The following is a 22,684-nucleotide window of genomic DNA, read 5'->3' on the forward strand; positions in this document are numbered from 1 at the left end:
AACTCCTCCATGCACCTGCGCATGCAACTCTATTCAAAGGACCGCCGGCAGCGTGGCGTGGCGCTGTTCGTCGTCCTCGTGTTCGTCATGCTCTCTATGCTCCTGGCATTGTGGGCCACCCGCACCTCGCTGTTCAATGAGATGGTGGTCGGCAACGATGCCGATTACCAGCGCGCCTATGAGGCCGCCCAGGCACTGCTGCAGGATGCCGAGTTGGATATACGCGGCGAACAGTCCAACGGTGCGGAATGCAGTGGCAGCGGCGATGTCTGCCGCAAGACGACCGCAGACAAGATCCCTCTGGAGGCACAGGACGTCACTCCTTTGCTGGGCCAACTGGAAGCACAGCCCACCCGATGCCGCAATGGCCTTTGCGCCAAGCGCACGGGCAAGCAGGATTTCTGGAACAACTCGGACGAATCTCAGGGGCCCACGTTGGCACAGATGACGGCCAGTACGGTTGGTGCGCGCTATGGCCAGTACACGGGCGCAGCGAAAGGCTCCAGTTCCCAGCCCGCCAACCCCATCCTGACGGACACAGGCAGCGCCAATCGGGGAGGCTGGTACTGGATGGAGGTTCTTCCCTACCAGGACAACAAGAATTCCAGCCTCATCATGGGCGGCCCGCACAACCTGCTGCCGCTGAACCTCAAGCCCTTCGTGGTGTATCGCGTCACGGCGCTGGCCTATGGGCGCAAGCCGAACACCATGGTGGTCCTGCAGCAGACCTACGCACAGCAAAAACGCAAGAACTAGGCCAACACGCCTTGCCACCCGCCAAGGCATGCAAACCCTTCCACATTCACCATATTGACACTAAGAGGAGCAAGCGCCATGAAATGCAAGCCCCCCGTTTCGCTGCACACCTTCCGCCGGACCTTGCTTTCGCTGGCCGCGGCAGCCGCGCTGCTGCCGCAAGGCGCCATGGCGCTGGATCTTTCGCAGTCGCCGCCCGGCACTAAGGAACCTTACGTTTCACCCAACGTCATCATCTCCATTGACGATTCGGGAAGTATGAATTTCCGGCTCGACAGCGAAAGCACCAGCGGCGCGAGCAACCAGACCACACCCAACTCGGATGGTACTTGGCCCATGAGCAGCCGCCGTGTCAACGTACTCAAGTACGCACTCATCGGAAACAATGGATCCGGCGGTATCTTCCGAGACACCACGCTGCTGCCCGACAAGAAAATCCGGTTGGCCTGGCAGGCCATGTGGAACAACGGTCGCTCTTCCGATGCCGGCAATGTGGACAGCGGCAGTGGCAGAAGCGCCGTCCAGATGAATACGAACTCCATGCGCCCGCTGCAAGGTTCGCATCGCACGAACTTCATCTCCTTCATCAACAACCTGAGCCCCAGCAACGGCACACCGTCGCACCTGATGTTCAGTCAGGCGGACAGTTACATGCGCCGCGCAGTCAGCAAGGACGGACCGTGGGCCAGCGATCCAGGCAATACCGGCGCGCCTTACCTTGCCTGCCGACGCAATTACCACATCATGATGACCGATGGCCGCTGGAATGGCACAGCTACCAATGTCCCCAATACGAATTGGAGAGACAATGCGACCAACCTGAAGTTCAGCGACAACATGGTGTACGGCGGCAGCACGGCGGACCAAAAGAAATCCGCCCTCTACCGTGACGAATCCAAAGGTACGACCTTGGCCGACTGGGCGTTCTACAGCTGGGCCAATCCGCTGCAGACTTCGGGGTTGACAGGGACCATGCAGCCTACCGCCGACTACCGCAAGGCCTCCTCCACCGAAACCTTCACCAATGCCAGCGGCACCTCTGCCACGCTGGATCGCTATTGGAATCCACGCTACAACCCGGCCACCTGGCCCCACATGGTGACCTACACCATCGGCTTCAGCAAGATGGCGTTCGAATGGAGCTATTCATCCATCACGCGTCCGACACAAATGGTACCGTTTGGCTACGACGGAAGTTTCCCAGGCTTGGCCAACGGCACCATCGGCTGGCCTGACCTGACCGCCAACACGGAGTCGCGCAATGCCCTGGATCTGTGGCATGCGGCACTCAATGGTCGCGGACGCTTTTATGCCGTGGAAAAAGGCGAGGATCTGGAAAAGGCCTTCCGTGAGATCTTTGGTCAGATCAACACGCAGACCGAACCCGACCTGACATCCACTGCCACCAGTGGCTCCAACGCCTCACGCAACGATGTCGGCAAATTCACCGGTGCCTATGAGCCGCAGAACGCCTGGAAGGGCTTCGTGACGGCAGAGACCGTGCAAAAGGATGGCACGACGATTTCCGCCCCCGGATGGGGCGGAAAAAATTCGGCAGACAAGCTCGATGCGCTGACCAGCGTGGCCAGCCGTCTGATCCTGAGCTGGAGCGACAAATGGGACACCACCAAATACAAAGGAGGCACGTCCTTCAAATGGGCCAACGATGAGGCCAATCTGAGCACGGCGCAAAAGGCAATGCTGGGGCTCAACCCCAGCGACACCAGTGTCACCGTGGCAACGAACGGACAGAACCGGCTCAACTTCATCCGGGGTGACCGCAGCCTGGAAGGCTCCGACAACAATGGCTACACCACATCCCAACCATTCCGCGAACGCAAGAGCCGCCAGGGCGATATTATCAATTCCGTGGTGTGGTATCTCGGCAAACCTTCGAGCAGCTATGCCCTGACCGGCTATGCCGAATTCACACGCAACAATGCCGATCGCCCCCCCATGATCTATGTGGGCGGCAACGATGGCATGCTGCACGGTTTTTCGGCCGCCGACGGCAGCGAGAAAATTGCCTATGTCCCCCGCGGCGTGATTCCCAACCTCAAGCTGCTGACATCTCCCGATTACAACAGCACGCACAAATACTTCGTGGATGGCTCGCCAATGACTGGCGATGTGGACCTGGGCACTGGCATCCAGGCGACCGACGATCCTAACTATGCGATCAACTACGCGGCCAAATGGCGTACGCTGCTGGTAGGAGCCCTTGGCGCCGGAGGCAAGGGCTACTTCGTGCTGGATGTCACCAATCCAAACTCAGCCACCACCACGGATGGCGCTCTGGGCTTCACCGAAGCCAATGCCTCGCAACTGGTGAGACTCGACCGTACCCGCGGCGCTGGGGAGACGGTGCTTGACTGCGCAAGAACGGGTATAGGCGTGTCCGAGAAGGCCGCATGCCTGAAAGCCGTGGAAGAGGACAGGGATATCGGCCATATCACCGCCCGCCCCGTGCTCGACGAAAACGACCCCATGCGCACCACGCAGATCACACGCATGAACAACAACCGCTGGGCAGTGGTGATGGGCAATGGCTACAACAGTGCCAATCAACGCCCCGTGCTGCTGGTCCAGTATCTGGATGGCGCACAGGAATTGGTGCGTATCCCCGTCACCACGGAAACGGCTGGCACAGGCAAGGCGGCAGACAACGGCCTGTCGGCCCCGCGCCTGGTGGACATCGACGGCGATGGCCGACCCGACGTCATCTATGCCGGAGACAACCTGGGCAATCTCTGGAAGTTCGATGTAACCAGCATCAACGATTCCAACTGGAACGTGGCCTTCAGAGGTCAGCCCTTATTCACGGCAAAGGGGCCGACCGCACTGAACTCGTCCGCACGCACCAATGTACAGCCCATCACGGTCGCACCTACGGTGCGCACCAATGACCGCACCATGACGATAGGCACGGGAACAAATGCCAAGACGGTCCCCGTGACCGGCATGATGATCGCGTTCGGCACGGGCCGCAACGTCACCCAGGACGATCCCAACAGCGTACAGGTGCAAAGCCTTTACTCAGTTCTTGACAACACACGCTACCGCATCATCGACACCGCCAAAGGCAAGCGCCTGGAGGTGCACCCTGGCGACGGGGTCTGCGCGCCATCAGCAACCACCTGCGTGCCTTCACCGTTGGCCTTGGGCGAAGGCGTAGCCAATGCCAAGCTGGCCGAACAGAAAATCAGCGAACTCGGCAACGGCGAATACGGCACGGTGGATGCAAGGAATGCGGAAAACGAACTTAAGAAGGAAACCTGGGCCAACTACAACGGCTGGTTCATGGACATGCCCGCCATTGGGGAACGCCTGCTCAAGCCAATGGAGTTCTATGACGGAAGCAACATCCTGACGGTGTACTCGCAGGTGCCGGCCAAAGGTTCGAACGTGGATCTCAGCGTAGAAAGCTGCGAGTCCACTTCCGTGGATGAGGAGCGCCAGTACCGCACGCTGATCAACATCATGGACGGCAAGCGGCCGACCGTGCAGATCGTGGACAAGAACAAGGATGGCTTCTTCAATGTCAATGATGGCGGTGTCTCGCGCGCACAGGTCAGCAAGGGATCGCATACCGTGCTCTCCAGCAGCAAGATAAATATCGATATTGATTCGAAAAACGAGAAGGAGAAGCTCGCACCCATGCCTGAAGAATCCCTGCGCCCCAGTTGGCGCCACATCAAGTAGGCTTGCGGATGTTATCTTTCATCCCAGTTGAGCAGCCATATATGAAACGCAAGAACCAAGGCTTCACCTTAATCGAGATGATGATCGTGGTGGCGGTCGTCGGCATCCTCACGGCCATTGCCATACCAAGCTACTCCGAGTACATACGCCGCGGACACAGGGCCGATGCCCGTGCGGGGCTGCTGCAGGCCCAGCAGTGGCTGGAAAGGGCTTCTACCGCCACGGGCGTCTATCCCACTGCACTGCCGGCCGCCCTCACCTGGGCAGGCGACAACAGCAAGCGCTACACCATCGGATTCGCAGCAAACAATAGCAACGCAAGCTACACCTTGACGGCAGTGCCCCGTGGCCCGCAGACAGGCGACAAATGCGGAACCTATACGCTGAGCAACACCGGGCTGCGCGGCGCCGATGGAAAGGTCTCGTCGGACTCGGCATTCAACGCCGATTGCTGGGGCAAGTAAGACACACAGCCAAGCTGCCTTACCATGCTGGCCATGGCAGATTCCCCTCGACACATGCACCAAGCGCTTGGGCTCGCCGCCCAGGCGCTTTTTCTTTCCTCCCCCAATCCGCGCGTGGGCTGCGTACTGGTGGCACCCGATGGCCGGGTCGTTGGCCAGGGGTTCACCCAGCAGGCTGGTGGCCCACATGCCGAAGTGATGGCGCTGCGCGATGCCGCAGCACAGGGCGGGGATGTGCGCGGAGCCACCGCCTATGTGACGCTGGAGCCTTGCTCGCACCAGGGCCGTACAGGTCCCTGCTGCGATGCCCTGATCGCTGCAGGCGTTGCCAAGGTGGTAGGCGCACTCACCGATCCCAATCCCCAGGTAGCTGGCCAAGGTTTTGCGCGGCTGCGTGCTGCAGGTGTACAGGTGGAGGTGGGACCAGGTGCAGCCGAATCGCGCGAACTGAACATCGGCTTCTTCAGCCGCATGCTGCGCGGCATACCGTGGGTGCGCATGAAGGCCGCCAGTTCCCTTGACGGCGCAACCGCATTGCACAACGGTGTCAGCCAATGGATCACCTCGCCCGAGGCACGTGCCGACGGCCATGCCTGGCGCGCGAGGGCCTGCACCCTGCTGACGGGCATAGGCACGGTGCTGGAAGACGATCCGCGTCTGAACGTGCGTGAAGTGCCTACCCAGCGCCAACCGCGCATCGCGGTGGTGGATAGCCGGCTGGACACGCCGCTCACCGCCCAGGTACTGAAGACGCCCGGCGGCTGCCTTATCTACACCAGCAGTCAGGATACTTTGCGGTCCGAAGATTTGCAGGCGGCTGGCGCGACGATCATCCACATGCCCAACGCGCACGGCAAGGTGGACTTGGCCGCCATGCTGCGTGACCTGGCCGCGCGCGGTACGAACGAGCTGCATGTGGAAGCAGGCTTCAAGCTCAATGGCTCGCTGATACGCGAAGGGCTGGTCGATGAACTGCTGCTGTACCTGGCCCCCAAGCTGCTGGGCACGGGTGGCATGGGCATTGCCAGTTTCGGGCCACTGGACGCGCTGTCCGAGGCCCTTGCGCTGGAGTTGCACGATGTGCAGCGTATAGGGCCGGATCTGCGCGTTGTCGCTCGTGTTGAAGGGCGCGCCAGCTTCTGACGCGGACAGCAGCTTCCTGGACCAGCGGCTGGCGCAGCCGTCCGACACCCGATTGACCGATCCTTGGGCCAAATCTTCGAATCATGTCCGGCGCTCGCAACCTACAGCCTCTTCCATCCGTCAGCCTCTTCCGAGGCCTGCGGACCACGCTTGTCCTGCTGGTGTCCGCCGTGGTCTGCGGCTGCGCCAGCAGCTTGCCCTCTCAGGTCGATCGCCCCGTCACTGCCGCCTTGGAAGCTCCGCAAAGCACGCCATTGGGCTCTTTGGTGCAGCAATTGCGGCCAGCCAGCGTCAGGCCTCAAACCTCCGCCTTCACCCTCCTGTCCGGCGCCCAGGCCGCCTACGGCGCACGGCTGGCCCTGGTCGAGGGAGCGCAGCAGACGCTGGACCTGCAGTACTACGCCATCCATGCCGACGAGAGCACGCAGCGCCTGCTGCGCGGCGTGGTGGAGGCGGCGCGGCGTGGCGTGCGGGTGCGGGTGTTGCTGGACGACTTCCACAGCACGGGTGCGAATGCGCAGGTCATGCGGCTGGCCTTTGTGCCGGGCATAGAGATGCGCATGTTCAACCCGCTGGCGGGCGCACGCAGTTCCGTGCTGGGGCGGGCCTATACGCTGTTGACGGATTTCCAGCGGGCGCAGCAGCGCATGCACAACAAGCTCTTCATTGCCGACAACGCCATGGGCGTGATCGGGGGGCGCAATCTGGGCGATGCGTATTTCGACGCGGACAGCGCCAGCAATTTCGTGGACCTCGACGTGCTGGCTGCGGGGCCGGTGGTCGGCGATCTGTCACGCAGCTTCGACAGCTATTGGAACAACCCGCGCGCCTATCCGGTTCAGTCGCTCATCAGTCTCAAGGAGCTCAAGCAGCTGCGCGAGCGCTTTGCCGATGATGGCGATCAGGCGCAGGACGAGGACCCTACGCCTGCCGTTGCCGCCAAAGAGGCAAAGACGGCTGAGCAGGCCGCCGAACACAGCCGCATCATCTGGGACCAGCAGCCCATGGATTTGCGCAAGGCGCCATGGACCTGGGCCTCGGCCGCCGTGCTGGTGGACCAGCCGGCCAAGATCCCGCTGGACAGGGATGACAGCCCGAGCAGCAGTGCGGACGCGTCTGCGCCAGCCACACCCGCCCCGAACAGCCCGCAGGCCAAGCCTGCTGGCACGCTGCCCATGGGCCAGCCAACTCCGGCCTTGCGCCAGGCGGCGCGCCCAGTGCTGGAGGCCGATTCGGTAGTGGACGGCCTGCTGGCCCTGGTCCGCAAGACGCGGCGCGATCTGCTGGTGGTCTCGCCCTATTTCGTGCCCGGTCCGGACATGATGGAGGCGTTTCGCGGCGCGCGGCAACGCGGGGTGCGCGTGCGCATCCTGACCAATTCACTGGCCTCCAATGACGCGCCCCTGGCCCATGCCGGCTATGCACGCCACCGCAAGGCGCTGCTGGAGATGGGCGTTGAACTCTATGAGATGCGCAGCACGGCGGCCAGTGTCCGCTCTGCGTTTGGCTCGGGCAGCAGTGGCGGCGGCGGTCCTTCAGGCGCCACGGGTGCCTCGCGCGCCATGCTGCATTCCAAGCTGCTGGTGGTGGATGGTCACCTGGTGGCAGTCGGCTCGATGAATCTGGACCTGCGCTCGCAACTGCAGAACACCGAGATCGCCCTGCTCATCGCCAGCCGCGAGTTCGGCCGGCTGGCCACGCAAAGTATTGACGAGGGCCTGCAGGACGGCAGCTGGCGCGTGGAGATCGACAAGGATGGAGGACTGGTCTGGCGCGCCTCGGAAGACAGCGACCGCGCCGACGAGCACAGCGAGCCCGATGCCAGCTGGGGCCTGCGCCTGATGCTCAAGCTCCTGGGCCCGCTGGCGCCGGACCACCTGCTGTAGGCGGGCGACAGCGCTACAACCCCGCCCACTCCTGGCGCCGAGCCAGCGCCTGGACCCAGAGGGTAATCTCGCGCTGATCGGTCTGGGTGCGCACCTCCTGATAGGCCTGCTCGGCCTCGGGAAAGCGGCGGCGCAGCAGGTTCAGCCATTGCTTGAGACGGCCTGCGCGCTGGCGCGGCTCCAAGTCCTCGCAGACCATGTCCCAGAAGCGCTGAACCTGGGGCACGAGGTCGCTCCAGTACACCTCGGCGGCCGGGGTCTGCTCACCTTCAACGGCGGCGCGAATGGCCAGCGCCAGGCCCGGGTCGGCAACGATTCCCCGCCCCAGCATCAGGTCGCTGCAACCCGATTGCTCGCGGCAGCGCAGCGCCTCCTGCACCGTCCATATCTCGCCGTTGGCCACCACGGGCACGGTCACGGATTCGCGGATGCGCGGGATCATCTCCCAGTAGGCGGGCGGGCGGTAGCCATCGAGCTTGGTGCGGGCATGAACGACGATTTCGCAGGCACCGCCGGCCTGCATGGCCTGGGCGCATTCGGTCATCAGGGCGGTGTCATTGAAACCCAGCCGCATCTTGGCCGACACGGGCATGGCCGCTGGCACGGCGGCACGCACGGCGCCCACCACGCGCGCAATCTGTTCCGGGTCCTGCAGCAGCGCAGCGCCGCCGCCGTGGCGGTTGACCACCTTGGCCGGGCAGCCGAAGTTCAGGTCGATGCCCTCCGGCCCCAGGCGCGCCAGATTGGCCGCGTTGGCCGCCATGCTGTCCGGGTCCGATCCCAGCAACTGGGCCCGCACGGGCACCCCCGCCAGCGTCCGGCTGCCATTGTTCAATTCCGGCATGGTGCGCAGGAATACCTTGTCGGGCAGCAGCGTCCCCGTGACGCGGATGAACTCAGAGACGCAGCGGTCCGCACCGCCCACGCGCGTGAGCACATCGCGCAGCACGAAATCAAGCAAGCCCTCCATGGGCGCCAGCAACAGTCTCATCAGCTGTGTTCCGGGGCCTGCAGCCCCGTCTTCCTGTTACAGATCAAACAATATTCCTGCGGCCCGTACTGGCCGCCTGCCCCTTCGAATCGCCCCTCATCAAGGCGGCGGCAGGCGATTGTGCCCTTGCCGCAGCAAGTTGCACCGGACCAGTTGTCATGGCTTTTTCACGCCACGGTCATTCATGTAACGTGCAATCGGGGCTTGTCGGACTCCCCTGCCCCAACCATGCTGCTGCAAAAAACCGCCAAGGCCCTTGAAGAGCTGCAGCCCGGCCGGCGCAGCCTGCCGCTGCGCGAGCGCTCGGTGCTGCTGATGGCCGATGGCCGCACCGAGGAGCAGCTGCAGCAGGTGCTGGGTGCCCAGGCCAGGGAGCTGGTACAGCAGCTAATAGACAGCGGCCATCTGCAGCGCCTGGCCGGCAATGCCATCGAAACATCGCCCCAGCCGCAGCCCCCCGCGATGGCGCCTGCCGCTGCCAGGGAACCCTCTTCACCAGGCCCTGCCGCCACGCTGAATCTGGCCGGCACACGCATGTATCTGTTCGACCTGTGCGAGCGCATGTTCGCCAACCGCCATGAGGACAAGGCCCAGGTGCTGCGCCATCTGCTGCGCGAAGCGCGCGACCTGGCGGCTCTGCAGGCCGCCGCCTTGCAGCTGCTGCAGACCGTGCAGGAGCATGCCGGCAACGAGCGCGCGGATGCGCTGCGCGAGCGGCTGCAGCATCTGCTGCCCCAAGAGGCAAACGAGTCAATGGCAGCGCAAGGCGCCTGACCGGGATGAAAGCGTGGGTGCCGGCGATCAGCGAGGCGCCAGGCGCCACAGCGAGGTGACTTCGGCAGCGCGTGCGGCGTGCAGCGGATCGGCAGCGTCCGCAGCCTTCCCATGGCGTGGACGGATGTCCTCTCGGCCCAGGACCTGCAGGCCAGCGGCCTCGATCCACTCCAGCAATTGCTCGCGCGAGCGCAGTTGCAGATGCTCGGCCAGATCCGACAGGATCAGCCAGCCTTCGCCGCCCGGCAGCAGATGCGCTGCAAGGCCTTGCACAAAGCCGCGCAGCATGCGGCTGCCTTCGTCGTAGACGGCCTGCTCCAGCAGGGAGCTGGCCTTGCCCGGCAACCACGGTGGATTGCAGACCACCAGGGCGGCCCGGCCTTCGGGGAACAGGTCTGCCTTGCGCAGGCTCACGCGCTGCGCCAATCCCAGTCGCTGCAGGTTGTCCTGCGCACAGGCCAGGGCCCGGTCGCTCAGGTCGGTGGCCACCACCTGCCGCACGCCACGGTGCAGCAAGAGAGCGGAAAGCACACCCGTGCCCGTGCCGATATCCCAGACTGCGGCATCGGCCTGCTGGGCTGCGGCCGGCAGGGGCGCCTGCGCCACCAGATCCAGGTACTCGCCGCGCACCGGGGAGAACACGCCGTAGTGCGGATGAATGCTGAACTCCGGCATGCCCGGCACAGCCAGGGCCACGCCCTTCTTGCGCCACTCATGCGCGCCCAGCGCGCCCAGCAGTTCACGCAAGGGAACGATGACGCTGCGCGCACCCTGATCGGCGGGAATGTCGCCCCAGGCCTCGCGGCAGGCCTCGCTCCAGTCCGGTGCGCGGCGCAGGGCGCAATGCCAGCTGGCATCGAGCTCGATCATCACGCTGGACAGAATGCGTGCCCGCTGCGCCAGCGCCTGGCGGTGCAGGTGGAAGGCATGGGGAAAGACAGGCTTGGCGTCTTGCTTGCCGGCCCGCCGATGGCGAGCCTTGGCGGACGTCTCACGTGCAGGCTTGTCCAGGCGGCGGCCCAGCGCCGACAGCAATTGCCTGGCATTCTGGAAATCGCCGCGCCACAGCATCGCCTGGCCTTCGCAGGCCAGGCGGTAGGCGCTGTCGGCAGACAGGCTGTCGTCGGCGATGACGATGCGGCGCGGTGCGGTCATGGTGCTGTCCGCGCGCCACAGCGCTGCCTGCGTGGCCTCGTTCTCCTGCCATTGCAGCAGGGACCAGTTCTGGGAAGAGGACAAGGCCTGCTGCTCCGTGAGTGATTTAGGGGGAAAGCGGGTCGGAGACCCGATCAGTTCAGTGCGCGCTTGAGCCGCACTTCCTCGATCTTGAGACCACCCACCTGGGCCGTCTTGGCGGTGGACATTTCGCGCTTGAAGCCGGCGAGCTCGTGAAAGCGCAGCGCGCGTTCATTGCGCAGCGGCACCCACGACGTGACATTGGTGCAGCCTTCTTCAAGCAGGCCGTCGCGTGCGGCGTCCCACAGGGCCACGCCCACACCCTGATTCCAGTGGGTAGGTGCAGCATAGATGGCCCAGATTTCACCGGTGGTCTGGCGCGACTTCTCATCGCGCGAGCGGTCGAAGCCGACGAAGCCGACGATCTTGTCGCCATCGATGGCGACCTGAACCTGGGGCTCGCAAAATTCAATGGCTTCGCGCCAATAGGCCTGGCGTTTTTCTACCGACGACATGCTCTTGAGCTGGTCATCGGGAACCAGACCTCGGTAAGCCTCCATGGCGGAAGCAGTATGGATCTGGGCAATCGCTTTTGCATCGCGGAGAGTGGCTGGACGAACCTGGATACTAGACATGGAAAAACCGAAACGAAAACAGGTGAAAATAGAAGGGCGTGATTTTCACCGGAATCGCGCTTTTTGCGTGCATCGAGCCCCTTAGCCATGCACGCAAGTACGGCTGTGCTCGTTTTCTTGCCCTCGGCTATCGGATGTGCTATGTGCTCTTCAAAAAAGAGCAGCTAGTGCATGCAACACAAGGCTCGCCAAGGAATCAGTTGACAATTTCTCACGATGCAGGCATGCCCGGCAACACGCCCGATCGAGCCCTTGCTCACAGCCAGCGGCGCATCAGTTCCATGATGCGATCGAACTTCGCACCATAGGGCGGATACAGCATGGCGGCCCCTGACCAACGCGACTGCACGAACACCGCCTTCTGATGGCTCAGCCGCGCAAAGCCCTGCTCCGAATGATAGGCACCCCAACCGCTGTCGCCCACGCCACCGAAGGGCAGGTTCTCGTGCGCGAAGTGCAGCAGGGTGTCATTGACCGTCACCCCGCCGCTGATGGTGCGTGACAGCACCGCATCACGCACCTTCTCGTCGCGGCCGAACCAGTACAGCGCCAGCGGCCTGGGCCCGGCATTGATGGCCGAGACCACGTCGTCCAGCCTGTCGTAGCTGATCACGGGCAGGATGGGGCCGAAGATCTCCTCCTGCATGAGCTGCATCTGGCTGGTGGCATTGAAGACCAAGGCCGGTGCCATCTGGCGCTCCACGGCATCGCCCCAGGCCATGTCCGCCCCCTCCTGGCTGGCGCCGCCGTCCTCCATCCATTCGACATGGGCGCCCATGCCCTGGGCCTGGCGCAGCATCTGCCGCAGGCGGGCCAGGTGGCGCTTGGTGAGGATGGCGGCATAGTCCGGGTTGCCGGCAAAGCGCGGGAACAGCCGCTGCGCGGCGGCGCGAAAGGCCTCGGCGAATTCGGCCTCCTGTCCACGCGGCAGCAGCACGTAGTCAGGGGCAATGCAGGTCTGGCCTGCGTTGACGAGCTTGCCATGTGCGATCTTGAGCGCCGCCTCCTTCAGGTCGCAGTCGGTGGAGACGATGCAGGGCGACTTGCCGCCCAGCTCCAGCGTGGTCGGCGTCAGGTGCGCTGCGGCCGCCTGGGCCACGCGCCGGCCCACGGCCGTCGATCCGGTGAACAGCAAATGGTCGAAGTGCAGGCCCGAGAACTGCGTGGCCACGCTCACATCGCCTTCGATCACGGCGAACTCCTCGGGCGCAAAGAACTGCCCCACCAGCGCGGCCAGTTGCGCCGACGTGTGCGGCGTGAGTTCGCTGGGCTTGAGCATGACGCGGTTGCCCGCTGCCAGGGCCGTGATGGCAGGCCCCAGCGCCAGCTGCACCGGATAGTTCCACGGGGAGATCACCCCCACCACGCCCAGCGGCTGGCGCTCTATCCACCCCCGGCCCGGCATCAGCATCAGCGGCGTGCGCACCCGCTGGCGCCCCGACCAGCGCGCCAGATGGCGCAGCGTGTGCTTGAGCAGGTTCCGCAGCACGAACAGCTCCACCATCTCGGTCAACCGTGGCGAGCGCATGCCGAAGTCGGCCTGCACTGCGGCAGCCAGCACGGGGCCGTGCTCGTCCAGCAGCTTTTGCATGCGCAGCAGCCTCTCGCGGCGCACCAGCAGCGGCACGTCCACCTGCGCCCGGCTGGCCTGGTACTGAAGTTCGAAGACGCGATGAAGATCCATCTGGGTCATAGGGCTCAATGGTAAGAAGACGCGGCAGACGCTCTCATGCTGCACAGGCCGCCTGCGGGTTGGCTGGATACGGCGGCAAGCAGCCAGAACGGCTCGGAGAAAAAAAAGGGAGCCTTGCACGGGCTCCCGAGGGTTACAGACTATACGGGCCGATATGCGCGGCCTGGGCGCGAAGATGCGCAGGCCGCGTAAAGGCTGCAGCAAGACGCTTCAGGGCTCGCGCACTTCACGGGGCTGAACGTCGGTCACCTCGCCCGCTCCCGGCAGCACGCCTGCGCCTGCACCTGCGCGACGGCCACCGCCTTCAGCCGCGCCGTAGGCGCGCTGCGGGCGCTGGGCCATCCACTCGGAGCCGGAGCGGTAGACGGTCTGCCAGCCAGCCCGCGGGCTCATGCGCATGGCCCAGGGCATGACCGGCTGGCCGGTGAGCCTGGCCCACAGCGCCCGCACGGCCCAGACCAGGGCCAGCAGCGCCGCCGCGGTGAGCAGGCTGACAAAGAAGACCAGGCCCACAAGCATCAGCAGGATGCGAACGGCCCAGCGGGTCAGGGTGGCGACGAAATCGTTCAAAGCAAAGCCTTTCTTGGCTGGCCCGGTGCGTCAGGCGGAGTCTGCCGCATCGAACCGGAATACGCCCGGTTCCTGTACCGGGTCCACATGCACCGCAATCGTGCTCTTGGGCGGGAAGCGCCCTTCGAGCAGCAGTTTCGACAACGGATTCTCGATCCGCTGCTGTATCGCGCGCTTGAGCGGCCGGGCCCCGAAAACGGGATCGAAGCCCACCTTGGCCAGTTCGGCCAGTGCCTGGTCGGACACCTGCAGCGCAAGGTCCATTTTCTCCAAACGCCGCTCCAGCAGCTTGAGCTGAATCCTTGCGATCGACTCGATATTCTTCGCGTCGAGCGCGTGGAACACCACGGTCTCGTCGATACGGTTGAGGAATTCGGGTCGGAAATGGTTCTTGAGTTCCCCCCAGACCGCGTCTTTCACATCATCGTAATCCTCGCCGACCATGGCCTGGATCAGCAAAGAGCCTATGTTGCTCGTCATCACGATGACCGTATTCTTGAAGTCCACGGTGCGGCCCTGGCCGTCGGTCAGCCGGCCGTCGTCCAATACCTGCAGCAGCACGTTGAAGACGTCGGGATGGGCCTTCTCCACCTCGTCGAGCAGCAGCACGCTGTAGGGCTTGCGGCGAACGGCCTCGGTCAGGTAGCCGCCTTCCTCGTAGCCCACGTAGCCGGGCGGCGCGCCGATCAGGCGGGCCACGGAATGCTTTTCCATGAACTCGCTCATGTCGATGCGCACCAGATGGTCTTCGCTGTCGAACAGGAAGCCGGCCAGCGCCTTGCACAGTTCCGTCTTGCCAACGCCCGTGGGGCCCAGGAACAGGAAGGAACCGGTGGGCCGGTTGGGATCGGACAGGCCCGAGCGCGAACGGCGGATGGCGTTGGCCACGGCCGAGATGGCCTCGTCCTGGCCGACGACGCGGTCATGCAGCCGGTCTTCCATGCGCAGCAGCTTGTCCTTCTCGCCCTGCATCATCTTGGCCACGGGAATGCCCGTGGCACGGCTGACCACCTCGGCAATCTCCTCGGCGCCCACATGGGTGCGCAGCAATCTGTGGGCGGGCGCACCGCCCTGCCCCTGCTCGCTGGCCTGGGCTTCGTTGAGCTGCTTTTCCAGCGAGGGCAGCTTGCCGTACTGCAGCTCGGCCACCTTGTTGAAGTCGCCCTTGCGCTTGAGCTCGTCGATCTGGATACGGATCTGGTCGATCTCCTTGCGGATCTGCTCGGAGCCCTGGGCGCTGGCCTTCTCGCTCTTCCACACGTCTTCGAGGTCGGCGTACTCGCGCTCCAGGCTGCCGAGTTCTTCCTCGATCAGTTGCAGGCGCTTTTGCGAGGCCTCGTCCTTTTCCTTCTTCATGGCCTCGCGCTCGATCTTGAGCTGGATCATGCGGCGCTCGAGCTTGTCCATGACCTCGGGCTTGGAGTCGATCTCGATCTTGATCTTGGCCGCAGCCTCGTCGATCAGGTCGATGGCCTTGTCGGGCAGGAAGCGGTCGGTGATGTAGCGGTGGCTCAGCTCGGCCGCGGCCACAATGGCCGGGTCGGTGATGTCCACGCCGTGGTGGGCCTCGTAGCGCACCTGCAGGCCGCGCAGGATGGCGATGGTGTCCTCGACCGAGGGCTCCTCGACCAGCACCTTCTGGAAGCGCCGCTCCAGCGCCGCATCCTTTTCGATGTACTTGCGGTATTCATCGAGCGTGGTCGCGCCGATGCAGTGCAGCTCGCCGCGCGCCAGCGCGGGCTTGAGCATGTTGCCCGCATCCATGGCGCCATCGGCCTTGCCGGCGCCGACCATGGTGTGGATCTCGTCGATGAACAGGATGATGCGCCCCTCTTCCTGGGCCACTTCCTTGAGCACGGACTTCAGGCGTTCCTCGAAGTCGCCGCGGTACTTGGCGCCGGCCAGCAGGCCCGCCATGTCCAGCGACAGCACGCGCTTGTTCTTGAGGCTTTCGGGCACCTCGCCGGCCACGATGCGCTGGGCCAGGCCCTCGACAATGGCGGTCTTGCCCACGCCAGGCTCGCCGATGAGCACGGGGTTGTTCTTGCTGCGGCGCTGCAGCACCTGGATGGAGCGGCGGATTTCGTCGTCGCGGCCGATCACCGGATCGAGCTTGCCGATGCGCGCGCGCTCGGTCAGGTCCAGGGTGTATTTCTTGAGGGCCTCGCGCTGGCCTTCGCCTTCGGCGCTGTCCATGGTCTGGCCGCCGCGCACGGCGTTGATAGCGGACTCCAGCGTGGAGCGCGTCACGCCGCTTTCCTTGAGCAATTGGCCCGCACGCGTGGAGGCGCCGCTGCTATCGGTCAGCGCCAGCAGGAACAGCTCGCTGGCAATGAACTGGTCGCCCCGCTTGAGGGCTTCCTTCTCGGTCACCTGCAGCAGGCGGCCCAGCTCGGAGCCGACCTGCACCTGGTCCTGATGCTGCACGCGCGGCAGATCGGCCAGGGCCTTCTCGGCCGCGGCCTGCAACTGCCCCAGGTTGGCGCCGGCACGCTGCAAGAGCGAGCGCGGACCGTCGTCCTGGCGCAGCAGTGCCACGAGCAGGTGCAGGGGTTCGATGTTGGATTGGTCACCGCCCAGGGCCAGCGTTTGCGCGTCGGCCAGGGCTTCCTGGAACTTGGTTGTCAGTTTGTCGATTCGCATGGTGTTTCTTTTCGCTCCTGAAACAGGGTCATTGCGATTTATCTGATACCGGCAGGGCAAATTTCAAGCCATGCCCGGCCCGCAAGGACAGACGCTTGCGCCAGATCAAGGCCGGCGAGGCCGGCCATCCTTCTCAAGCATTGCGCTGAAAGATCGAGAACTGCGTAGGCGTAACGCCCAAATGCGCCCGGAAGCTGCGCACCAGGTGGCTGGCGCTGGAAAAGCCGCAATCCAGCGCCAGCTCGGCCAGCGGCGGCACGTTGCGCGCAGACAGGGCACGCCGTGCCCGGGCCAGGCGCTGCTGCAGCACCCATTCGTGCACCGTGCAGCCCATGCTCTGGCGGAACATGCGTGCGAAATGGAATTCCGAAAGGCAGGCCTGTCTCGCCAGTGCCGGCAGCGACACGGCCTTGGAGTCATGCAGATGCGCCTCGATATGGGCAAGCACCCTGCGCCGCACGGCCGCAGAGAGCCCGCCCAGCGGCCGCTGCAGCGCCTGCACCTGGCGCGGCGTGGCGGACTGCAGCACCAGCCGGTCCACCAGCTGCTGGCCAATGGCATCGGCCGCCAGTTGCTGCTGCGGGTCCTGCCAGTCCAGCTGCATCAGCGCACGGGCACCGGCGTGGAAGGCCTGATCGTCCCCGTAGATCTGCGCACGCAAGGTGCGCGAGCGGGGCTCGGCATCCAGCATGCGGACCACGCGCCCCGCCCAGGCCAGGTCGGACACATACAGGTGCAGGAACTGCACGGGCGATCGCACCAGCCAGTGCGATTCGTCCTCTGGCGTGAAGATGCAGATGCGCCCCGGCGCCCCCATGGCCTCGGGCCGCGCCTTGAGCTGCGAGCCCTCGCCGCCGGCCAGGTAGACCGACAGCGTGTGGTGACCGGGCTGGCAGTAGCGCACCTCGTCGTCCACATTGGCCCAGACGGCCAGCTCCACCCCCTCGCTCAGGCGCACGCGCCGCTGCAGCCGGGCCTTGGAGCGTGACAGCACCTGGCACAGGTGGCTGGAGGGCAGCTCGGGCAGCGGCGTGGGCGTCATGGCAGCGATTGTGGTCCCGCAGCCATACCGACGCATGGCGCCAGGCCATCAAACCGCAGGAATCTGCCATGCCCGCCCAGCCTGCGGCGCCATCATCACCGGCCATGACTGCCACCCTCTATGCCCTGGTCGTGCTGATCTGGGGTTCGACCTGGATCGCCCTGAAGCTGCAGCTGGGCACCGTGCCCGTGGAGCTGTCCATTGCCTACCGCTTTGCGCTGGCCGCCGTGCTGATGTTCGCCTGGCTGGCCTGGTCGCGCCAGCTGCGCGTGCCCCGCGGCCCGGCGCTGCCGCGCGTGCTGGCCCAGGGCCTGTGCCTGTTCAGCTTCAACTTCGTGTGCTTCATGCATGCCAGCGAGACGCTGGCCAGCGGCCTGGCCGCCGTGGTGTTCTCCAGCGCCAATCTCTGGAACGCGCTGCTGGCGCGCATCATCCACGGCCGCAGGCTGGCGCCCCATGTGCTGGCCGGCAGCCTCTTCGGCCTTGCAGGCCTGGTGGCGCTGTTCTGGCCCGAGCTGCGCGCAGGCCGGCATGCCAGCCTGCCCGGCCTGGCCTGGGCGGTGCTGGGCACGCTGTGCTTTTCCTGCGGGAACATGCTGTCGGCCTCGCTGCAGTCCATGGGCTGGCGGCCCGCACAGACCAATGCCTGGGGCATGCTGGCCGGCACGCTGCTGCTGACCGGCTATGCGCTGGTGGCAGGCCTGCCCTGGCGCTTCGATGCCAGCTGGACCTATGTGGGCTCCTGGCTGTACCTGGCCATTCCGGGCTCGGTGATCGCGTTCACGGCCTACCTGACCCTGGTCGGACGCCTGGGCCCCGAGAAGGCGGCGTATGCGACGGTGCTGTTCCCCATCGTTGCGCTCAGTATCTCGGCCCTTTTCGAAGGCTATGTGTGGACGCCGCTGGCCGTGGGTGGCCTGCTGCTGGTGATGTTCGGCAACCTGCTGGTGTTCCGGCCGCCGCAATGGTTGCGGGGTGCCGCACTGCGCAGGGCCTGAAGCGTCAGCTCACTGGCGCCAGCGCGCCAGCGCCTCTTCGTCGCTGACGCGCGCATCCACCCAGCGCGCGCCCTCGGGCGTCTGTTCCTTTTTCCAGAAAGGCGCCAGCGACTTGAGGTAGTCCATGATGTATTCGCAGGCCTGGAAAGCCATGCCCCGGTGCGATGCGGTGACGGCCACGAGCACGATCTGGTCCATGGGCTGCAGCGGGCCGATGCGGTGGATGACGCGCGCGCCATGGATGCCGAAGCGCTGCACGGCCTCGTCGATGATGGCCTCGATGGATTTCTCGGTCATGCCCGGATAGTGCTCCAGCTCCATGCTGGCCACGGTGGCGCCCTCGTTGCGGTCGCGCACGGTGCCTATGAAGCTGCAGACCGCCCCCACGCGGGCGTCGCCGGAGCGCAGGGCGGCGAGTTCGGCCGATACGTCGAAATCCTCGGTCTGGATGGATACACGGGCTGCTTGCATGCCCGCATTGTCGCAGGGCGGCGGCGCGCCAGAAGGCGATGAACGCGGTAGCATTGCCCTCCCCCGCCCCCAGCGCTTTTTTGCTGCGGCGGGCCACGCATGGCCACACTCACGATCACCACCCCCGAATACACGCTCTACCCCTCGCCGCGCAACGAGCAGCGCGTGGTCTACGAGCACCAGCTGTTCGTGCCCCATCCCTACACCATCATCCACCTGCCCGACTACGGCTTTCGCGGCAAGGCCACGCTGTTTGCAGCCCACCGGCTGGGCGACGGCAAGATGGGCCAGCTGGTGAGCTGCGAGCTGGCCGAAGACATCGCACGCTTCGAACGCCTGTTCGAACCCGATTGAGGCGCGCCATGGACGAGACCAGCCAGATACAGCCGCCGCCGAGCTTTGCCGCCCTGTATGCCGACCGGCACGGCCGGCTCAAGGCATCGATTGCAGACGTGGTCGGGCGCTATGAACTGTGCGAGGACCTGGCCAGCCACCTGGTCGAGCAGGCGCAGACGCTTTACCACTCCGGCAACTCCTCGGAGCAAGGCGTGCTGCTGGGCATGCACGCGGGCCTTGCGGCCGATGGCTCCATCGTCAGCCCTGGTGAGGCGCGCTGGATCGTGCAGCGCCTGGCCGAGCTGCTGGAGTGGCAGGCACCGCTGCTGCCCGATGCATCAACCCCTCCCGGCGCCGAAGGCGCAGCCTGAAGGTCACCACCGAGGCGCTCAGGCGCGCTACACTGCGCGCCATGCCTGCAATCTTTGCCTTCCCCACATGCCACGGCGATGCCGTGTGCCTGTGCCTGGGCAAAGCCTGCAAACCCCAGCTCGTCTGACCGGAGCTGAGGTTCCGTCCAGATGAGCGACGGAACCGGCCCGGCAGCCTCCATCTCCCCTTCCCGCATCCCTTCAGGCGCCTGCCTTTCCGCCCTCGGTCTGGCCGGTGGCTGCGTCCGGTCGTTCATTGTTTGAATCACCCGAAGGGATCTTCCATGTCTTTGCCTTCCACCACCTCGCCGCAAGCCCGATTCCAGGGGCTGTGGCTTCCGCTGGTCACGCCCTTTCTTCCTGGAGATGAGGCGGCGGTGGACCACGGGGCGCTGCGCGCCCTGGTGCAGCACTACAACGCCAGCGGCATCGCCGGCTACGTGGCCTGCGGCTCGACCGCCGAGGCCGCCGCGCTGAGCGAAGCGGAGCACGATGCCGCCCTGTCCACCATCCTCTCAGCGGCCCAGGGCATGCCCGTGGTCATGGGCGTTTCGGACTGCCACCTGGGGCATGCGCTGGCCCGCGTTCAGGCACTGAACGCCCTGCCGCTGGCAGGCATTCTGGTGCCCGCGCCGCATTACATACGCCCGTCGCAGGCAGGCCTGCTGCAGTGGTTCACGGCGATTGCCGAGCGCAGCGCCCATCCGGTCATCGTCTACGACATTCCCTACCGCACCGGCGTGGTGCTGGAGCTGGCCACGCTGCGTGCGCTGGCCGCACATGAGCGCATCGTGGCCATCAAGGATTGCGGGGGCGATGCCGCCAAGACCCAGGCACTGATCGCCGATGGGCAACTGCAGGTGCTGGCCGGCGAAGACGCGCAGATCTTTTCCACGCTGGCCCTGGGCGGCGCGGGAGCGATTGCTGCCAGCGCGCACGCGCATACAGGGCACTTCGTCGAGCTGATGCAATGCCTGGAGCGCGGCGACCTGCCCGCTGCCCGTGCGCTGTGGCAGCCGCTGCAGCCGCACATCGCCGCCTGCTTTGCCGAGCCCAACCCCGCCCCCATCAAGGCCTTGCTGGCGCAGCAGGGCCGAATGCGGGCAACGCTGCGGGCGCCCATGCAGCCGGCATCGGCCGCGCTGGCGCAGCGGCTGGCCGGGATTCAGCTGCCGCTGCTGCCGTCCGCAGACAGTGTTGCCGAACGCAGGTCGGCGTAGCGGTTCAGGATGCGCTGCACCTGACCGTGCGTCCACTCGCCGCCCCGGGCCGCGGCAATGCCGCGCGCATTGAGTTCGGCGGCCATGGCGCGGTGCGTCAGGCCGCGCGCCTGCAGTTCGGCGAACAGCGCCTCATGCTGCTGGGCAAAGGCATCGGCCGTGGATTTGCGCTTTTCCACGGTGGCGCGCAGGTTGTCTGCGCCTGCGCGGCCCAGTTGCACGCCGCGCGCCTTGGCTTCGGACAAGGCCTTGCGCGTGCGTGCGCTGATGGCCTGGTCCACGGGCTTGTCGGTGGTCATTTGGGTCAACCTCCGGTCACGGGGGGGAAGAAAGCCACCTCGTCCCCCTGCCGAATGGCGGCACCGGCATCGCACAGGACCTGGTTCAGCGCCATGCGCACGGCCTTGCCAGGGGCCAGCGCTTCGGCGGCTGCACCGCCACGCGCAATCAGTTCCTCACGCAGCGCGCCCACGGTGGCGGCCTCGGTGGACAGGGTTTCGCTGCCCGTGCCCAGGGCTTCGCGGATGGAGGCGAAATAGCGCACGGTGATGGTGATGGCGATGGGGACGGCCTGGCTCATGACAGCAGCTCCGAAAAGGCGATGAAGCGCACCCGGTCGCCCGGCGCAATGGCCTGGCCCGGCGGGTTGTCCACCACGCCATCGCCCCAGGCCGCCGAGGTCAGCACGCCCGAACTCTGGTTGCGGAACAGCTCCAGCCCGCCGCTGTCGTTGTAGCGCACGCGCAGGAATTCGCGGCGCTTGTCCCCGCGCGGCCAATGGAAGTCGGCGCGCACCTCGACCGAGCGTGGCAGCGCCTGCTGCACGCCCTGCAGGCGCAGCACGAAGGGGCGCACCAGCAGGAGAAAGGTGACGAAGCTGGAGACCGGATTGCCGGGCAGGCCGATGAAGTGGGCAAAGCCTTCACCTTCGCGGTTCACACGGCCATAGGCGAAGGGCTTGCCGGGCTTGACCGCGATCTGCCAGAGGTCGAGCTGGCCCAGCGCCTGCACGGCGGGCTTGACATGGTCTTCCTCGCCGACCGACACCCCGCCGCTGGTCAGGATCAGGTCATGCGCGCAGGCCGCCTCGCGCAAAGCATCCACAGTGGCCTCGCGCCGGTCGGGGACGATGCCGAAGTCGGTGACCTCGCAGCCCATGCGCTGCAGCAGGGCGCGAAGGAAGAATCGGTTGCTGTTGTAGATGCTGCCGGGCGGCATCTGCTCGGGCGCCACGGTGCCCGGCATGACCAGCTCGTCGCCCGTGGAGAACAGGGCCACGCGCGGCTTGCGTGCCACGCGCAAAGTGGCCAGGCCGATGCTGGCGGCCAGGCCCAGCTCGGCCGGCGACAGGCGCGTGCCGGCCGCGATGACGGTGGCGCCGCGCCGGATGTCCTCGCCCGAGCGGCGTATCCATTGCCCGGCCTCGGGCCGCGCCTTGATGCGCACGCGGCCGTCTTCCAGGACTTCGCAGTCTTCCTGCATGACGATGGCATCGGCACCTTCGGGCACCGGAGCCCCCGTGAAGATGCGCGCCACCGTGCCCACGGCCAGCGGCTGGCCCACGGCGCCTGCGGGGATGCGCTGCGAGACGGGCAGCTCGGCATTGCCCTGCGTGCATTCGGCGCTGCGCACGGCGTAGCCGTCCATGGCGCTGTTGTCCTGGGGCGGCACCTGCAGCGGCGAGACGGCGTCGACCCGCAGCACGCGGCCATCGGCGTCAAAGCAGTCCACGGTGTCATCGCCAGCCAGCGGCAGTGCCTGGGCCAGCAGTTCGGCCAGCGCTTCATCGAGGGGCTTGAGCGGGGCTCGCATG

General features: G+C 65.6%; 21 protein-coding genes. 10 read left to right on the forward strand and 11 right to left on the reverse strand.

Annotated elements, in window-relative coordinates; translation table 11 throughout:
* Positions 1-9: 9 nt before the first annotated feature.
* The 5 genes from ACN20X_RS24445 to ACN20X_RS24465 all read left to right on the forward strand — a co-directional run bounded on the left by ACN20X_RS24445 (position 10) and on the right by ACN20X_RS24465 (position 7,951).
* On the forward strand, positions 10-756 hold the full coding sequence (locus ACN20X_RS24445) for a pilus assembly PilX family protein (protein ID WP_034363848.1): 747 nt from the start codon (positions 10-12) through the stop codon (positions 754-756).
* A 78-nt stretch (positions 757-834) separates the two neighbouring features.
* On the forward strand, positions 835-4,458 hold the full coding sequence (locus ACN20X_RS24450) for a pilus assembly protein (protein ID WP_473209997.1): 3,624 nt from the start codon (positions 835-837) through the stop codon (positions 4,456-4,458).
* A gap of 41 nt (positions 4,459-4,499) precedes the next feature.
* Positions 4,500-4,922 (forward strand): type IV pilin protein, encoded by a 423-nt coding sequence (locus ACN20X_RS24455; RefSeq protein ID WP_016447728.1) that lies wholly within the window; start codon positions 4,500-4,502, stop codon positions 4,920-4,922.
* Between the two features lie 24 nt (positions 4,923-4,946).
* On the forward strand, positions 4,947-6,065 hold the full coding sequence (gene ribD, locus ACN20X_RS24460; protein WP_016447729.1) for a bifunctional diaminohydroxyphosphoribosylaminopyrimidine deaminase/5-amino-6-(5-phosphoribosylamino)uracil reductase RibD: 1,119 nt from the start codon (positions 4,947-4,949) through the stop codon (positions 6,063-6,065).
* 83 nt (positions 6,066-6,148) lie between these two features.
* On the forward strand, positions 6,149-7,951 hold the full coding sequence (locus ACN20X_RS24465) for a phospholipase D family protein (RefSeq protein ID WP_473209998.1): 1,803 nt from the start codon (positions 6,149-6,151) through the stop codon (positions 7,949-7,951).
* Positions 7,952-7,964: 13 nt separating this feature from the next.
* Here the strand turns inward: ACN20X_RS24465 and ACN20X_RS24470 are convergent, their stop codons facing one another.
* A complete protein-coding gene (locus ACN20X_RS24470) occupies positions 7,965-8,942 on the reverse strand; it encodes a tRNA dihydrouridine synthase (protein ID WP_047217374.1) in 978 nt (325 codons plus the stop codon).
* 228 nt (positions 8,943-9,170) lie between these two features.
* Here ACN20X_RS24470 and ACN20X_RS24475 point away from each other — a divergent pair, with 228 nt between their 5' ends.
* Positions 9,171-9,716 (forward strand): hypothetical protein, encoded by a 546-nt coding sequence (locus ACN20X_RS24475; RefSeq protein WP_473209999.1) that lies wholly within the window; start codon positions 9,171-9,173, stop codon positions 9,714-9,716.
* Positions 9,717-9,743: 27 nt separating this feature from the next.
* Here ACN20X_RS24475 and ACN20X_RS24480 read toward each other — a convergent pair whose 3' ends face one another.
* The 6 genes from ACN20X_RS24480 to ACN20X_RS24505 all read right to left on the reverse strand — a co-directional run bounded on the left by ACN20X_RS24480 (position 9,744) and on the right by ACN20X_RS24505 (position 17,475).
* On the reverse strand, positions 9,744-10,955 hold the full coding sequence (locus ACN20X_RS24480; protein WP_016447733.1) for a N5-glutamine methyltransferase family protein: 1,212 nt from the start codon (positions 10,953-10,955) through the stop codon (positions 9,744-9,746).
* A gap of 50 nt (positions 10,956-11,005) precedes the next feature.
* Positions 11,006-11,527: a GNAT family N-acetyltransferase gene (locus ACN20X_RS24485; protein WP_026062042.1), complete on the reverse strand. Its 522-nt coding sequence runs from the start codon at positions 11,525-11,527 to the stop codon at positions 11,006-11,008.
* Positions 11,528-11,783: 256 nt separating this feature from the next.
* Complete coding sequence (locus ACN20X_RS24490; protein ID WP_016447735.1) at positions 11,784-13,220, reverse strand: aldehyde dehydrogenase family protein; 1,437 nt, start codon at positions 13,218-13,220, stop codon at positions 11,784-11,786.
* A 210-nt stretch (positions 13,221-13,430) separates the two neighbouring features.
* Positions 13,431-13,790: a hypothetical protein gene (locus ACN20X_RS24495; protein WP_016447736.1), complete on the reverse strand. Its 360-nt coding sequence runs from the start codon at positions 13,788-13,790 to the stop codon at positions 13,431-13,433.
* A gap of 30 nt (positions 13,791-13,820) precedes the next feature.
* Positions 13,821-16,433, reverse strand: coding sequence for an ATP-dependent chaperone ClpB (gene clpB / locus ACN20X_RS24500; protein ID WP_473210000.1), 2,613 nt, complete (start codon positions 16,431-16,433; stop codon positions 13,821-13,823).
* 133 nt (positions 16,434-16,566) lie between these two features.
* A complete protein-coding gene (locus ACN20X_RS24505; protein WP_017404082.1) occupies positions 16,567-17,475 on the reverse strand; it encodes an AraC family transcriptional regulator in 909 nt (302 codons plus the stop codon).
* A gap of 104 nt (positions 17,476-17,579) precedes the next feature.
* Between ACN20X_RS24505 and ACN20X_RS24510 the strand changes: the two genes are divergently transcribed.
* Complete coding sequence (locus ACN20X_RS24510) at positions 17,580-18,473, forward strand: DMT family transporter (RefSeq protein WP_241150317.1); 894 nt, start codon at positions 17,580-17,582, stop codon at positions 18,471-18,473.
* Positions 18,474-18,482: 9 nt separating this feature from the next.
* Here the strand turns inward: ACN20X_RS24510 and moaE are convergent, their stop codons facing one another.
* Positions 18,483-18,944 (reverse strand): molybdopterin synthase catalytic subunit MoaE, encoded by a 462-nt coding sequence (gene moaE / locus ACN20X_RS24515; RefSeq protein ID WP_017404080.1) that lies wholly within the window; start codon positions 18,942-18,944, stop codon positions 18,483-18,485.
* 99 nt (positions 18,945-19,043) lie between these two features.
* Between moaE and ACN20X_RS24520 the strand changes: the two genes are divergently transcribed.
* From ACN20X_RS24520 to dapA, 3 genes are all read left to right on the forward strand, one after another.
* Complete coding sequence (locus ACN20X_RS24520) at positions 19,044-19,298, forward strand: hypothetical protein (protein WP_016447741.1); 255 nt, start codon at positions 19,044-19,046, stop codon at positions 19,296-19,298.
* Between the two features lie 8 nt (positions 19,299-19,306).
* Positions 19,307-19,651: a hypothetical protein gene (locus tag ACN20X_RS24525; protein WP_047217375.1), complete on the forward strand. Its 345-nt coding sequence runs from the start codon at positions 19,307-19,309 to the stop codon at positions 19,649-19,651.
* 284 nt (positions 19,652-19,935) lie between these two features.
* Positions 19,936-20,871 carry a 4-hydroxy-tetrahydrodipicolinate synthase gene (dapA, locus tag ACN20X_RS24530; protein ID WP_016451198.1) on the forward strand — a complete coding sequence of 312 codons (936 nt, stop codon included), beginning with the start codon at positions 19,936-19,938 and terminating at the stop codon, positions 20,869-20,871.
* On the opposite strand, the gene ACN20X_RS24535 is transcribed toward dapA, so the two are convergent.
* The 3 genes from ACN20X_RS24535 to ACN20X_RS24545 are packed head-to-tail and all read right to left on the reverse strand — an operon-like array spanning position 20,817 to position 22,683.
* Complete coding sequence (locus ACN20X_RS24535; protein ID WP_017404077.1) at positions 20,817-21,170, reverse strand: recombinase family protein; 354 nt, start codon at positions 21,168-21,170, stop codon at positions 20,817-20,819. The genes dapA and ACN20X_RS24535 overlap by 55 nt on opposite strands.
* A 5-nt stretch (positions 21,171-21,175) precedes the next feature.
* Positions 21,176-21,451, reverse strand: coding sequence for a molybdopterin converting factor subunit 1 (gene moaD, locus ACN20X_RS24540; protein ID WP_013801032.1), 276 nt, complete (start codon positions 21,449-21,451; stop codon positions 21,176-21,178).
* Positions 21,448-22,683: a molybdopterin molybdotransferase MoeA gene (locus ACN20X_RS24545; RefSeq protein WP_280047642.1), complete on the reverse strand. Its 1,236-nt coding sequence runs from the start codon at positions 22,681-22,683 to the stop codon at positions 21,448-21,450. The genes moaD and ACN20X_RS24545 overlap by 4 nt, the downstream gene beginning before the upstream one ends.
* Between the last annotated feature and the right edge of the window lies 1 nt (position 22,684).

It is taken from the genome of Delftia sp. PX-1 (genome assembly GCF_055797465.1).